Source organism: Bacillus sp. JS (assembly GCF_000259365.1).
Taxonomy (GTDB): Bacteria; Bacillota; Bacilli; order Bacillales; family Bacillaceae; genus Bacillus; species Bacillus stercoris.
In genome coordinates this window covers 1267672-1281720 of record NC_017743.1, presented here as the reverse complement: position 1 = coordinate 1281720, position 14049 = coordinate 1267672, and the positions used below count along the sequence as shown (strand labels likewise).

At 43.0% G+C, this 14049-nt stretch carries 14 protein-coding genes and 1 pseudogene; 3 read left to right on the top strand and 12 right to left on the bottom strand.

Annotation, left to right across the window (positions count from 1 at the left end; translation table 11 throughout):
- The first annotated feature begins 313 nt into the window (after nt 1-313).
- Nucleotides 314-481 (top strand): hypothetical protein, encoded by a 168-nt coding sequence (locus MY9_RS06410; protein ID WP_003244944.1) that lies wholly within the window; start codon nt 314-316, stop codon nt 479-481.
- Between the two features lie 38 nt (nt 482-519).
- Here the strand turns inward: MY9_RS06410 and pepF are convergent, their stop codons facing one another.
- Nucleotides 520-2349 carry an oligoendopeptidase F gene (gene pepF / locus MY9_RS06405; protein ID WP_168780813.1) on the bottom strand — a complete coding sequence of 610 codons (1830 nt, stop codon included), beginning with the start codon at nt 2347-2349 and terminating at the stop codon, nt 520-522.
- A 229-nt stretch (nt 2350-2578) separates the two neighbouring features.
- On the bottom strand, nt 2579-3700 hold the full coding sequence (locus tag MY9_RS06400; RefSeq protein ID WP_237711717.1) for a competence protein CoiA: 1122 nt from the start codon (nt 3698-3700) through the stop codon (nt 2579-2581).
- 73 nt (nt 3701-3773) lie between these two features.
- On the opposite strand from MY9_RS06400, the gene MY9_RS21520 reads away from it, so the two are divergent.
- Nucleotides 3774-3896 (top strand): hypothetical protein, encoded by a 123-nt coding sequence (locus MY9_RS21520; RefSeq protein WP_003245684.1) that lies wholly within the window; start codon nt 3774-3776, stop codon nt 3894-3896.
- Here the strand turns inward: MY9_RS21520 and mecA are convergent.
- Nucleotides 3891-4547: an adaptor protein MecA gene (gene mecA / locus MY9_RS06395; protein WP_003232942.1), complete on the bottom strand. Its 657-nt coding sequence runs from the start codon at nt 4545-4547 to the stop codon at nt 3891-3893. The two genes, MY9_RS21520 and mecA, sit on opposite strands and share 6 nt — an antisense overlap.
- Entirely contained in the window at nt 4514-4654 is a 141-nt protein-coding gene (locus MY9_RS21515) for a hypothetical protein (RefSeq protein ID WP_134975725.1), read from the bottom strand. The genes mecA and MY9_RS21515 overlap by 34 nt, the downstream gene beginning before the upstream one ends.
- 169 nt (nt 4655-4823) lie before the next feature.
- Here MY9_RS21515 and MY9_RS06390 point away from each other — a divergent pair, with 169 nt between their 5' ends.
- Nucleotides 4824-5480, top strand: a complete 657-nt coding sequence (locus MY9_RS06390) for a TerC family protein (RefSeq protein WP_014663533.1) — start codon at nt 4824-4826, stop codon at nt 5478-5480.
- A 254-nt stretch (nt 5481-5734) separates the two neighbouring features.
- On the opposite strand, the gene spx is transcribed toward MY9_RS06390, so the two are convergent.
- From spx to oppA, 8 genes and pseudogenes are all read right to left on the bottom strand, one after another.
- The gene (gene spx / locus MY9_RS06385; protein WP_003245483.1) at nt 5735-6130 is read right to left on the bottom strand and encodes a transcriptional regulator Spx; all 396 of its coding nucleotides are present in this window, start codon (nt 6128-6130) and stop codon (nt 5735-5737) included.
- Nucleotides 6131-6310: 180 nt separating this feature from the next.
- Complete coding sequence (locus MY9_RS06380) at nt 6311-6889, bottom strand: GNAT family N-acetyltransferase (RefSeq protein ID WP_003244921.1); 579 nt, start codon at nt 6887-6889, stop codon at nt 6311-6313.
- A gap of 162 nt (nt 6890-7051) precedes the next feature.
- Complete coding sequence (locus MY9_RS06375; protein ID WP_081483610.1) at nt 7052-8269, bottom strand: MFS transporter; 1218 nt, start codon at nt 8267-8269, stop codon at nt 7052-7054.
- Between the two features lie 107 nt (nt 8270-8376).
- Entirely contained in the window at nt 8377-9294 is a 918-nt protein-coding gene (gene oppF / locus MY9_RS06370) for an oligopeptide ABC transporter ATP-binding protein OppF (protein ID WP_014663530.1), read from the bottom strand.
- A 1-nt stretch (nt 9295) separates the two neighbouring features.
- Nucleotides 9296-10372: an oligopeptide ABC transporter ATP-binding protein OppD gene (gene oppD / locus MY9_RS06365; protein WP_081483609.1), complete on the bottom strand. Its 1077-nt coding sequence runs from the start codon at nt 10370-10372 to the stop codon at nt 9296-9298.
- Nucleotides 10373-10376: 4 nt separating this feature from the next.
- Nucleotides 10377-11294, bottom strand: coding sequence for an oligopeptide ABC transporter permease OppC (gene oppC / locus MY9_RS06360; RefSeq protein WP_003232954.1), 918 nt, complete (start codon nt 11292-11294; stop codon nt 10377-10379).
- Between the two features lie 3 nt (nt 11295-11297).
- Nucleotides 11298-12233, bottom strand: coding sequence for an oligopeptide ABC transporter permease OppB (oppB, locus tag MY9_RS06355; protein WP_014663528.1), 936 nt, complete (start codon nt 12231-12233; stop codon nt 11298-11300).
- Between the two features lie 106 nt (nt 12234-12339).
- Nucleotides 12340-13976: pseudogene (gene oppA / locus MY9_RS06350) on the bottom strand (oligopeptide ABC transporter substrate-binding protein OppA).
- Nucleotides 13977-14049: the final 73 nt, after the last annotated feature.

Here is a 14049-nt window from a genome sequence, read left to right as displayed (position 1 = left end):
CCGCAGGCGTGCATATGCTTGAGGCTGTTTTTTTGCGCCAAAACCAAACGTATGTTCTAAATTTAATACTAAAGAAACCGCGCCGGGATAAGCGCGGTTTCATATGTCTTAACGACAACAAAGGGGATGGGAGAAATTTTTCACGGTCAAACAAAGGGGTAATGTTTGTTTGTGATCAATTTCACATCCTTATGATAACAAAAGATGTCGACTTTTGACAACCTCTATGCTTAATGTTCATATTTTTGTCACAAAACATAACGGAGTCCATTCACTCATATCCTTATAAGGAAAAAGGACGAGGAGGACCGCCATGATGTCTACTTTGATCTCGATTGTGTGCATTGCCGTTTTTTTCTGTCTGAATATCTTAGGCATGATGCATATGCTGCCGCTTTATATTACCTCTCCTCTGCTGTTTCTGTCTATTTTGTTTACCCTCTACCGCTTGAATCACCGGAAAACCTTTAAAGGGTTTTAAAAAAGCCTGTGCGTCATTTACGCACAGGCTTACTTTTTTTAAGACTGCTTGACTTTCATCAGCAGCTCTTCCATTTCATCGAGTTTTTCTTCAAACATTTTGCAAGCAGCTTCGATTGGCTCTGGAGACGTCATATCAACGCCCGCTTTTTTCAGGACATCAATCGGGTATTGTGAGCTTCCCGCTTTCAGGAAGTCAATATAACGGTCAACCGCAGGCTTTCCTTCCTTCAAAATCTGGCTGCTTAATGCTTGGGCAGCGCTGTACCCTGTCGCATACTGATACACATAGTAATTGTAATAGAAGTGCGGAATTCGCGACCATTCAAGGCCGATTTCCTTATCAATCACCATGCCGTCTCCGAAATACTTTTTATTCAGATCGTAATAAACATTTGTCAGAAGCTCAGGTGTAAGCGGCTCGCCTTCTTGCGCCTTTGTATGGATCAGATGTTCAAACTCGGCAAACATCGTTTGTCTGAAGACCGTTCCCCTAAAGCCTTCAAGCATATGGTTGAGAATATATAAACGCTGTTTTTCATCCTCTAAATTATTCAGCAGATATTCGCCAAGGAGCGCTTCATTTGTCGTAGAAGCAACTTCTGCGACAAAGATGCTGTAATTGCCGTATGGATATGGCTGGTGCTTTCTCGTATAGTAGCTGTGTACGGAATGTCCAAACTCGTGCACGAGCGTAAAGAGATTATTGACGTTATCATGCCAGTTCATCAAAATATACGGATTCGTGCCGTAAGCTCCTGATGAATAAGCGCCATTGCGTTTTCCTTTATTTTCATAAACGTCCACCCAGCGATTTTCCAGTCCTTCTTTTAGGATAGAGGCATATTCCTCCCCTAAAGGTGCGAGGCCTTTCAGCATGTAATCTTTGGCTTCCTCGTATGTCACCTTCATCCCCGCATCCTTCACAAGCGGTGTATACAGATCATAGATATGCACTTCATCAAGCTCTAGCACTTTCTTTCTCAGCGCGATATATCGGTGAAGAAGAGGCAAATGCTTATTAATCGTCTTCACGAGGTTATCGTATACTTCCTCAGGAATGCTGTTGTTAGAAAGCGCAGCCTCACGCGCTGACTTATACTTTTTCACTCTCGCGTAGAAGTTGTCCTTTTTCACAGTGCCGCTTAGTGTCGTGGCCATTGTGTTTTTATATTGTCCGTACGTTTTATACACTGCGTCAAACGCATTTTTGCGGACTTCGCGGTTTTCACTTTCCAAGAAATTAATAAAGTTGCCGTGTGTGATCTGTTTTTCATTCCCGTCTTCGTCTTTAATGGACGGGAACGTAATATCTGCGTTATTTAACACGCTGAATGTATTTGAAGATGACCCTAATACCTCGGAAGCCTCAGCAAGCAGCGCCTCTTCCTTCTCGCTCAGCACATGCGGACGTTCTTTTGTAATTTCCTCAATCGCATGAGAGTACAGCTTTAATTCTTCTTTTTCAAGAATGAACTGCTGCAGCTTGTCTTCTTCTATGGATAAAATTTCAGGAACCAAATAAGCTGTCGCGCTTGCGGCCTGTGTATACAGGTTTCCCGCCTTGTCATTCAGCCCCTGGTAAAAGGAGTTCCCGGTATCCTGGTCAGAGCGCATATGCGCATATGTGTACAGCCTTCCCAGCCGCTCCATCACTTTATCTTGGTACGTAAGAGCCTCGTATAAATGATCAGCTGAATCGGCCAGCTTTCCTTTATACTTAGATAAATTCGGAATTAATTCTTTTACAGCTTGAAATTCTTTATTCCAGGCCTCATCACTAGGAAAAATATCCTCAAGTCTCCATGTGTCTTCTGCCTTTACCTCACTTCTGTCAGGCAGTTGATTTGCTTTTTTTTCCTCAGCCATGGTGATCCCCCTCGTCTTCTTTGATTCAAGCCAATTGAAAAAGCAATTGTTTCTCAATAAACTTGTGTTGTGAATATCTTCCGGTTTTTCACTGCCTTTTGTCAAATCATATGCAGTAATGAAGAGAACGAATGCCAAAAAAGCAGTAAAAACACGAAAAACCTTTCCTTTTGTGCCGTTCACAGCCAGCCCACCACCTTTGTCTTAGGGTGAGCCAAATCAGACAAACTCATTCTATAAAACAGCTGCGGTCTCTTTCTATGAGATCCTGCATTGAGCGAATGCCATCTGCAGGCTGGTTCAGCACATATACTTCTTTCTGAGTCTCCCTTAAAAATCCCTTCTTGCACAAAAAATCAATGTACTGTTTAACAGCTTCTGAAAGACACTCTTCGCTGCATTCGAATCTGAGTGCAATGTTTTTTTTATGAATGTGCAGTTTGCATTGCTGTAAAACGGCTGAAAAACGAATTGGCGCATGTTTCTCTCCAAGATCCGTGATAAACAGGTAAAGAAACCCCTGCCACACAAAAACCGGACTCTTAAAAACTGCCCCTTTTACAACAGGAACAAACACTTCAGTCGGCAGAAAAGAAAAGGGCGTCTGCCGCTTCTCATAAAACAGCTGCTTAAGGCGGTTTGTTTCCTTTGAGCTAAACCGATGGGGTTTATGGCGAAAACGGTGAATCGCTTTCGCCCAGCCTGAATATTGAATTGGGGATTTCGATTTTGTGAAAAAAAGATCGTCTATACCTGCCCGATGGATAGGGATCGTTTGGACTGAGGAATAAGAATGGGTTGTGTAGAATGGAATGATGTGGCTGAGCCGGAGAAAAGAACGCCTTTCCGGACAATAACATATCAGTTCTCTGTATGGATTTGCATTGATAAACTGCCAATGAAAAGCTGAAAGCTGATAAAAGGACGCAGCAGTCCGTTGTAAGCGGCTGCGGCCCATAATCCACTGCGGGATGATCCCTGCTTGTTTGAAGCCCTCTGTCCGCTTTTGAAAGACATCCGGACTGATCGTGGCACATTGATATTCAACAGCAAGCATACGCTCCTTGATCCTTGCCAAGACGTCCGGTCTTTGGTTGATTTCCCTAATATACGGTTCCAATATGGGAGAAGCCTTTTGTGTTTTCAGCCATACGTAAAGCTGTCTTTTTCCTTCTAAATGGTAGGCGCTTTCCGGTTCTATATCTATGGAGCAGGACTTGTTCTGTTTATGGGCGAAATGCGGTGCTTTTTGAAGTCCGAGCTTCACAGCAAGCTCTTCTCCGCATACCGGACAGAAGAATCGTTTCCGCTTTAATTTTTGGCTTTGCTGAGCGCCTAAAAGGTGAAACATTTGACCGTCTTCAGTCACAGCACTAAACAATTGTCATCTCTCCTTTCCAGATGAGGTATACTTTCTGGATAAATTGATCAACTCCTGTTCGCTGTATTTTCTGCTTGTCTATATGTTTTTGATTTTTCACATCTCTAAAATGGCATTTTCGTGCATAAAAAAAACCGATTTCCGGAAGGAAATCGGTTTGCTATGATGCAAAGTGTTTTTTTATCGTTTCTAGAGCATGCTCTGAAATAATCAGCTTGCCGTACTCTTCAAGACGGTGTATGCTGATTGAGGATTCATTTGCGTACTCCAGCAGGATGCTTAGCTGATTTTCAACCTCTTCATCAGTCATATTGCAAAAATCCACATATAAATAATATCGGTTCTCAAACGAATATAAAGTCGTTTTGCTTCCGTTAACGTTCAAATTAGATAGAGAAATAACATCCTCAAAATCGCCAAATCGCAAGACAAATTGAAGCTTTTGCTCCTTCTCTTCCTGATTGACGGCCTGCTCTTCTTTCTGGAAATCATCCAGCAAGGCGTCAAGGTCCTCAGATGCTGGTTCTTGCTTTTTATCCTCAGGAATCGGCAGTTCGAGCTTTTGTCCGTCTTTGGAAAGCTGGGCTTTTGTGACGATGATTTCTAATCCTTTGTCAAGCGCCTGAACTTGAATCCAAAGAGGGCCTTCCACAGCGAATTCCTCTTCTTCATGAACTTCATCCATGACTTCCCAGAACAGTTCTTCACTGCGCTCACGGTTATACCAAATTTCTTCTCTGTCAAAACCGCGATCTTCAATATCTCCGTAAGACATATAAAATTTTACTGTATGCTCGTTAATTCTTTCAATTTCCATTTGCCAACCTTCCCTTCTATATAAGATGTTGAAGGGACATCTAAGCTCCCGATTAATTGTACTTTACTACACTTTACCCATTCCGTCCACATCTTAACCTTAAGCAAGGCCAGTGTGAATTCCTTTGTATTTCTATTTTATGATAAAACAGTCACAAAAGAAATAAAAATGCACCTTTTCCTAAAAAACGGCAGTTCAGGCTGCTGATATCATAAAATGCGGCCTGTCTCATATAGTAGTAGTACAAGCGAAGGACTGAAAGCGAGGTGCCGATTCATGGAGCATGACTATCTGATTTCTCTGCTTGTAATTGTTGGGATCGACCTGATCCTTGGCGGAGATAATGCGGTCGTCATTGCCATGGCCAGCAGACATTTGCCGGACAAGCAAAGACAGCAAGCTATTATTCTCGGAACATTTATAGCCGTTGCCATGAGAATCGGATTAACAAGTGCAGCAGTATATCTTTTGAACATTCCGTTCTTGCAGTGCGCCGGCGGAATTTTCCTGCTGTATTTAGGATATCAGCTGCTGATCGAAAAAAAAGATACGCAGCACATTAAAAGCAGCACCTCTTTGTGGAGAGCGATACGAACGATTGTGCTTGCAGATCTCTTTATGTCGCTGGACAATGTCATCGCAGTTGCAGGTGCATCACACGGTGAGTTTTCTCTCGTCGTCATAGGTTTGTGTGTATCGGTTCCGGTTATTATTTGGGGCAGCAAACTCATCCATATTGCACTAGGGAAAATACCGCTTCTGATTTACGCGGGAAGCGGGCTGCTTGCCTATACTGGCGGAGAAATGATTGTCAGAGACAAAAAGCTGTCTCTTTTTATGGCGCAGCACGGCACAGTCGAAACACTCCTCCCCATTTTGACGGTTGCGTTTGTCATTCTTGCGAGCATTTATTACCAGCAGGTTGAAAAATAAAAGAAGGCTGATGACTCAGCCTTCTTTCAGCGTGTCGACAAACCTTTGCATTCGTTGTCAGACCTGCGCGTCGGTGCTCACGAATAAACATATTCGTTATGCTCCAATGCTCGGCCTTCCTAGACTTCAAAGGTTTTCAATCACGCTGAACTGAAAAGGTAACAAAATCCTAAAACAAAAAACCGTTTTAGGATTTTGTCAACTATCTAAAAAAGAAGGCTGATGACTCAGCCTTCTTTTGATGATACGATCTATTAGTTTGCCAAACGCTGTGCTTCTCTTAATTGGAAAGAGCGAACTTTTCTTGGCAGGAAACGTCTGATTTCGTCTTCGTTATATCCGACTTGCAAACGTTTTTCGTCGATGATGATCGGACGGCGAAGCAAACCTGGATGCTCGTTGATCAAGCGGTACAAATCTTGCAGCGGCATAGATTCAACGTTCACATTGAGTTTTTGGAATACTTTTGAACGGGTTGAGATGATTTCATCTGTTCCGTCCTCAGTCATTCGAAGAATTTGTTTTATTTCATCAATTGATAAAGGTTCAGAGAAAATGTTTCTTTCTACAAATGGAATCTCGTGCTCCTCGAGCCACGCTCTCGCCTTTCTGCATGAAGTACAGCTTGGTGATGTGTATAGTGTAACCATTCATCTTCACTCCTCTAATTAGTAGGATGAACATCTATTTTATTCTTAAATTGAAATTACTCTAAAAAAGGAATCTTTACAGGTATTATACTATAAAAAAGTAAGTGTGAACAGTATCCTAAGAAAAAAATGTGTCAATCCAGCAAATTTTTAATGTTCATGATATGTTCTTATTCTCAATTAGCTTAACTGATCGAAAATATTTTTTTGTTTTTCTTCATCGATGATTTCCAAGACCTCATCCGTTTTTTCGTACGATTCTCCGTACCATTTCTCATCTTTATAAGTATGAATGTTTTCATATGTCTGTTTCATGGCTTCAAGAATTTCTTCTTCTGATTCTGTTTTCGGTGACCAATACAGAATCTCCATCTTGTTTACTTCATTCGTAGCCAATGACCGGCGACGGTACCCAATTGATTGAGCATGCTTGAAATGCTCTCTTTGATAAAACCTCAGGCGTTTTTCTGTATCAGTATCATCTTCATCAACAGGTTCCACCTCGAGCAATATGGGCTTATTTTTCTTTTTCAGCTTTGCGATCAATTTGCCGCCAAGCCCCTGCCCTCTTGCATCCTTAGACACATACAGATAATCAACGAAAATAAAAGAATCGAATTCCGCAAACATTAAAATATGATGTTTGCCTTCATCTTTATGATAAATATCGCTTCGCTCTTTCAGAAGAGCTTCCATATGCGCTTTTGATTTCATTTCTTCAATTGGAAAGTACTCGCTAAGCTTTTCATACCAGTTCATTGATTTGCTCCTTATGAGTTCATTGTCTTCATACTTTTAGATATACCCCATTTCTTCTTGTTTAAACAGCCTTACATCTATAAAGACGTACGAACTTCCGCCATGGTTTCATTTTTTTCAGAATGAACGGAGCCAGCTGCTCTGTTCATTCTGAAGTGCATCTCATTGAACCCGGTTTTCCCGCCTGTAATGAACAAGCCGGGGCTGTGCCAGTGCAATCAGAAACGTCATGATATATAATGCAGCAGCTGTAATAAAAGCTGTTTTCGCACCAGCCGCATCAGCCACTAATCCCATAATGGAGTAGGTGACGCCTGCCCAAGGAGTTAAAATTGCATTTTTTGCAGCCATGATTCCGATACGTTTCTGTTCGGGAATAACCTCCTGCAGCATGGTTTCCTGGCAAATATCACGCACCTGATAAAAAGGCCCCATTGCGGCACAAGCCAGCGCGCATAAAAACGGGATTGTAGAAATTGAGAACAGAAGGGTCAGCGCCGCCATCACAAGCGAGCAGAAAATAATAGCGCAGCCCATGTTCCGCTCAAAAAAAGCAGAAAAACGAATCGCAATCACACTGCCGACAATGGCACCTATAAAATAAGAAGCGTTAAACATCCCCCACCACGCTTCTGTTTCATGCAAAACAACCGCAGTAAAGGCGAGAAGAATAGCAGACGACCAAACAGAACCCGCCAAAGCTTCTATCATGTCCATAAAAGTAATGTCTCTTACAATAGGAATAATCATTAAATCCTTCCATATACTTCTGCCAGATGCTTTTTCATCTGTTTCATCAGTCGTTTTTTCATTTATATGAAGCCCCTTGAGGGAAACTCCCGAAAGAACAAACAGGCAAATGGCTGCACCGACAACGACTTCAAAAGGGACGGCGTACGTCAGAAGGCCTCCAAGGCCCCAGCCTGCTGTTAAGAACAATTGATTCGAGAGGGAGATCACGCCATTCGCTTTTACATAGTGCTCTTTTGGAACAATAATCGGCAACAGCGCGAATCTTGCCGGCTGAAAAAAAGCGCCCGCGAAGGAAAAACAGAACACAAACAGCAGCGTAATCCAAAAGAATGCCTGTCCGTGATGAGTGACACTGTATGCCATCAGGATTGTAAAGACCGCTCTCAGCAGATTTGCGCCCGCAAGCACCTTTTTAAAACCGAGATTGCGAAGCACCGGAGAGACGCAAAAGCTTGCAGCTATACTTGCAAATGACATGAACGATAATACGAGTCCAGCCAAAAAAACGGAGTCAGTCATTTGATAAACACGGACCATTAAAACGATTGTGACAAGGACTCCTGCTAAGGATTGAAGAGATTGAGACAGCAATAGCGCAAAAACATTTTTGTTATGCAGAAATTGAATTGTATTTCGCCTCCGCTATTTTCCTCTAATTGTAAATGTTATCATTCTCACTTTCTATGAGGACGCAAAAAAATCCTTCAAGAGATTTCTCTTGAAGGATTGATGAATCATGAAAAAGCTTTAAATTCGGCTTCCGTGCACATCACAAAATGTCCCGGTTTGACTTCACGGAATTCCATCGTTTCCCCATCTTTTAATTGATGGACGGACGGATCATATTTCTGGCGGACGCGATTTCTCTCATAGTCCGGATCAGGAAGCGGAATCGCAGAAAGCAATGATTTTGTATACGGGTGAAGCGGATTTTCATAAAGCTCATCTGCCGGCGCAAGCTCAACCAGTTTCCCGAAATACATGACTCCAATGCGGTCGCTGATGTATTTGACCATCGATAAATCGTGGGCAATAAACAGGTATGTGAGCCCTTTTTCTTTTTGCAGTTCTTTCATTAAATTCACGACCTGCGCTTGAATGGATACATCCAAAGCGGAAATCGGCTCATCCGCGATAATGAATTCCGGATCAACAGCAAGCGCTCTGGCAATCCCGATTCTTTGGCGCTGGCCGCCGGAAAATTCATGGGGATAGCGATTCGCGTGTTCCTTGTTCAATCCCACAGTTTCCAATAGTTCATGAACCCGCTGCATCCGCTCTTTTTTCGTTTTCGCCAGCTTATGAATATCAAGCCCTTCAGCAATAATATCAGCAACTGTCATTCTCGGATTCAGGGACGCATATGGGTCTTGGAAAATCATCTGCATTTTGCGGTTGAATTCCAGCAGCTTTTTCCGCGATTTTTTCCCGTGCACATTTTCGCCGTTGAACAGCACCTCACCATCGGTTGCTTCGTACAGCCGGATAATGCTTCGGCCTGTTGTCGATTTACCGCAGCCAGATTCACCAACCAGCCCTAATGTTTCACCTTTATAGATATGAAATGATAAATCATCTACAGCCTTAACCGTTCCTCTCGGTGTGACAAAGTGCTGTTTTAAATGTTTGATTTCTAATAGTTTTTCAGTCAATTTATTCACCTTCTCTCACTAAGACAGGTTTTTCATACGTGTTTGCAAGTTTACGCATTTTCGCTTTTACCGCTTCAGGCGGCTCTACCTTTGGCGCGTCGGGATGAAGCAGCCACGATTTGACATAATGAGTATCAGATACCTTAAACATTGGCGGCTCCTGTTCAAAATCGATTTTCATCGCATAAGGGCTCCGCGGGGCAAAAGCATCTCCTTTTGGCGGGTTTGTCAAATCAGGCGGCGTGCCCGGAATGGCAGTCAGCTCTTCCTCTCCTGAACTTTCCAGTGTCGGCATGGATGCAAGAAGCCCCCAAGTATACGGATGTCTCGGATCGTAGAAAATTTCGTCTACCGTACCTGTTTCTACAATCTGTCCCGCGTACATGACAGCGACCCGGTCAGCAACGTTTGCCACAACACCAAGATCGTGTGTGATAAAGATGATGGACGTGTCAATTTTCTTTTGCAAATCCTTCATCAATTCCAGAATTTGCGCTTGAATCGTTACATCAAGTGCAGTGGTCGGCTCGTCGGCGATCAAAAGCTTCGGATTCGCCGCAAGCGCCATGGCGATGACAACCCGCTGCCTCATACCGCCTGAAAATTCGTGCGGAAATTGGTTCACCCGCTTTTCCGGCATTGGGATACCGACTAATTCCAGCAGTTCAACCGCGCGTTTTTTAGCCGCTTCCTTTGAGATCTTTTCGTGTTTAAAAAGCACTTCCGTAATTTGTTTACCGACCTTCATCGTTGGATTTAAGGAGGTCATCGGATCCTGAAATATCATTCCGATCTCTTTTCCTCGGACATTTTGCATTTCTTTTTCGGACAACGGCACCAGATCCTTCCCTTCAAACAGGATTTCACCGCGTTTGAAATAACCCGGAGGCATTGGAATCAGCTTCATGATTGCCTGAGAGGTTACACTTTTTCCGGACCCTGATTCTCCGACGATAGCCAGCGTCTCTCCTTTATCCAGATGGAAATTCACTCCGCGGATCGCTTGGACCTCTCCGCCATATGTTTTAAATGAAATTGCTAAATCTTTTACTTCTAATAGGCGTGTCACCCGTATCACTCCCTTATTTACGTAACTTAGGATCCAATGCATCTCTTAATCCGTCGCCGACAACGTTAAAGCCAAACATTGTAATGCAGATAAATCCGGCAGGGAAGAATAAACGCCACGGATAATAGGTCAATGCAGGCAATCCGTCAGAAGCCATCGTTCCCCAGCTTGCCAGCGGAGCCGGAACACCGAGTCCCAAATAGCTTAAAAAGGCTTCTGTGAAAATCGCAGTAGGAACTGTCAATGTCATCGTGACCAAAATGGAACCCATTGCGTTTGGCACGATATGTTTAAACAGCAGACGGGATGTTTTTGCACCCAGTGTCTGTGAAGCAAGCACATACTCTTGATTCTTCAGCTGCAGCACTTGTCCGCGCACGATTCTGGCCATGTTAATCCAGCCCGTAATCGTCATGGCAATAATAATCGTAAATAGCCCTTTCGGAAGAACAACCATCAGTAAGATAACCATTAATAATGAAGGAACTGCCCAAAGGATATCAGCGATACGCATCATAATTTCATCTGTTCTTCCTCCGCGGAAGCCTGAAATGCTCCCCCAAATGACGCCGATCAGCAAATCAAGAACAGCGGCTGCGACACCGATAAAGATTGAGATTCGCGCTCCTACCCATGTACGGACGAAAATGTCCCGTCCAAGATCATCTGTGCCGAACCAGTGATCTTTTGAAGGCGGCTTATCCGCATTTAAGAGATTAGTAGTTGAATAATCATACCTTGAGAACATCGGCGCAAAAATGGCCATAAGGATAATGAGCACGATAATGATAAGCCCGACCATTGCAAGCTTATTGCTGCGGAAGCGAAGCATCGCATCTTTCCAGAGGGAAAGGCTCTTTTTACTTATTTTTTCTGCATCGCCGGCATTCGCTGCGGCTGGTTCAAACATGTTTTTCGGAATGTTCTGCATGGCCTAGGCTCCTTTCTTTGCTTTGGAAAGCTTGATTCTTGGATCAATAATGCCGTAAAGCACGTCTACGATTAATACACACAATAGCAGGATGACACTAAAGAACACCGTTACACCCATAATGACTGTATAATCACGGTTTGTAATACTGTATACAAAGTGTGCACCAAGCCCCGGGATACCAAAAATGGTTTCAATAATGAAGCTTCCAGTTAAGACCTGTGCGGCCATCGGACCCATATATGTAACAACTGGCAAAAGCGCGTTTCGGATGGCGTGCCGTACTGTAACTGCCGAACGGGACAGCCCTTTTGCTTTCGCTGTGCGGATATAATCACTGTTTAACACTTCGATCATGCTTGAACGGGAAAGTCTGGCGATAAACGCCATCGGCATAGAAGCAAGGGCGATTGAAGGCAAAAAGGTGTATGCCCAGGACTCCCACCCTGCGACCGGAAACAGCTCAAGCTTCATGGAGAACACATATTGCAGAACAGCCGCCATGATAAAGCTCGGAACTGATATACCAAAGATTGTTAAAATCGCGACGGTATAATCCTGCCACTTATTATGGTAAAGGGCTGCAATGACCCCAAACAATACACCTAACGCTAAAGCGAGGAGAATAGCTTCTGCTCCAAGAGTGAATGAAACGGGGAAACCTGAATTGATCAGGTCGTTAACACTCTGACCTTTATATTTAAATGATGGTCCGAAATCCCACATTGCAACTGATTTCAAATAACTGACGTATTGTACAAACAGCGGCTTGTCCAAGCCATAGTGCGTATTTAAGTTTGCTTCAATTTCAGGCGGAAGCTTTTTCTCACCTGAAAATGGCCCGCCCGGTGCTGCTTGCATTAAGAAGAATGTCACAGTTACAATCACAAATAGTGTGATAATCATATAGACTAAGCGTCTTCCGATATATTTTAGCAAGGGGGAACACCTCCATGGTTTTTACTTTTTTATATTCTTCAGTAAGAAAGGTATATGGGAAATAGGTCCCCATATACCTTGAGGTTATTGTTTTCACAAATAAGACTTATTGAAAGTACGCGTTTCTGAAATAAATTTCTCCAGTTCCAGTAATAATGGTTCCTTTCAGATTTTCGTCTTGTACCCAAGGAATCGTATAAAAATAAATTGGAGCGACCGGCATTTCATCAATGAAAATTTCTTCCGCTTTTTTCAGCAGCTCTGCACGTTTGTTTTGATCTGTTTCAGTTTGTGACTGATTCAGCAATTTTTTGAATTCTGGGTTTTCCCAGCCCGTATCGTTATTTCCTCCGTCTTTGTCACGGAACAGCTCAAGGAAGTTAATCGGATCGTTGAAGTCGCCAATCCAGCCCATACGGCCGATTTGATAATCTTGGCTGTGGAGCTTATCGATATAGACATTCCATTCAGAGTTATCAAGCTCAACATTTACGCCTAAATTTTTCTTCCACATTTCTTGTACAGCTTGAGCGATTTTCGCATGTGCATCATCAGTGTTATAAGACAATTTGATTTTCGGAAGGTCAGATGCCTTGCTTAAGCCCATTTCTTTTAGGCCTTTATCAAGGTATTCTTTTGCCGTTTTGATATCGTTGTCCTTGTATAGCCTTCTTTGTTATCCTCAAATCCCTTCATTGTCGGCGGCACCGCAGCCATTGCCGGGATTTGTTCACCTTGCGTAATGTTTTTAACAATCGATTGACGGTCAATCGCATAAGATAATGCTTTACGGATATTGACGTTGTCTAACGGCTTAGCTTCAGTGTTGAATTTGTACCAATACACACCTGCCATCGGCTCAACATGTAAAGAACCGTCTTTTTTCAAGGAAGGGAGAGATTCTGTCGGAAGCTGTCCGAGCGGCAAACCGGCCCAATCAAGTTCGCCAGCTTGGAATTTTTTCAATTCCGTATTGTTATTGTTGATCATAACCATATCAATTTTCTTCAGTTTGACTTTGTCTTTATCCCAATACTGGTCATTTTTTTCGAGAGTAATAGAACCGCTGTGTTTCCATGCTGTCATTTTGAACGGCCCGTTTGATACATAATCATCCCCAGCATTTGTATTCCACTTTTTATTTTTCTCTGCAATTTTCTTGTTGATCGGCATATACGTATAGAACGCAGTTAATTCAGTGAAATATGGAGTCGGGTTATTTAATTCAACCTTCAGCGTTTTATCATTCACGGCTTTTACTGCCACATCATCTAGGCTGCCTTTGCCTGTATTCGCCGCTTCAGCACCTTTTATGTAGTAGAGCTGGTAAGCGTATTGTGATTCATTATTAGGGTCAAGCGCCCATTTCCAAGCATATTCAAAATCTTGTGCTGTTACAGGGTCTCCATTAGACCATTTCACACCATCACGAATAGTGAATGTATATGTTTTACCGTCCTTGCTTGTTTCGATTTTAGATGCCATGCCTTCTTCAGGCTCCCCATCTGCATTAATGCGTGTCAATCCTTCAAAAGTCTGACGGATGACACCGCCTGAAACTGAATCATTTGCCAATCCCGGATGTAAGGAGAACGGCTCAGTTTTAATATTAATGTTAAGTGTTGTCTTTCCTTTACTGTCCTTTTTCCCTTCACCGTTTGATCCGCTGCCGCCAAAGCCGCAAGCGCTCAGCACGAGAGTGAAAATGAGCATCAACGTGACAATCGACCAACGTTTTTTCATATTCGCAAACCCCCTAATAAGAATTTTTCAGCTCCTTACGGCTAAATCCTCAGAAATATCAGACAAATGAACC

Excerpts from the sequence above, each read along its gene's own strand:
- mecA (WP_003232942.1), bottom strand. The coding sequence starts at position 4,547 with ATGGAAATTGAAAGAATTAACGAGCATACAGTAAAATTTTATATGTCT.
- MY9_RS06400 (WP_237711717.1), bottom strand. The coding sequence starts at position 3,700 with ATGTTTCACCTTTTAGGCGCTCAGCAAAGCCAAAAATTAAAGCGGAAA.
- MY9_RS06410 (WP_003244944.1), top strand. The coding sequence starts at position 314 with ATGATGTCTACTTTGATCTCGATTGTGTGCATTGCCGTTTTTTTCTGT.
- oppC (WP_003232954.1), bottom strand. The coding sequence starts at position 11,294 with ATGCAGAACATTCCGAAAAACATGTTTGAACCAGCCGCAGCGAATGCC.
- MY9_RS06390 (WP_014663533.1), top strand. The coding sequence starts at position 4,824 with ATGGAGCATGACTATCTGATTTCTCTGCTTGTAATTGTTGGGATCGAC.
- MY9_RS06380 (WP_003244921.1), bottom strand. The coding sequence starts at position 6,889 with ATGAACTGGTATGAAAAGCTTAGCGAGTACTTTCCAATTGAAGAAATG.
- pepF (WP_168780813.1), bottom strand. The coding sequence starts at position 2,349 with ATGGCTGAGGAAAAAAAAGCAAATCAACTGCCTGACAGAAGTGAGGTA.
- spx (WP_003245483.1), bottom strand. The coding sequence starts at position 6,130 with ATGGTTACACTATACACATCACCAAGCTGTACTTCATGCAGAAAGGCG.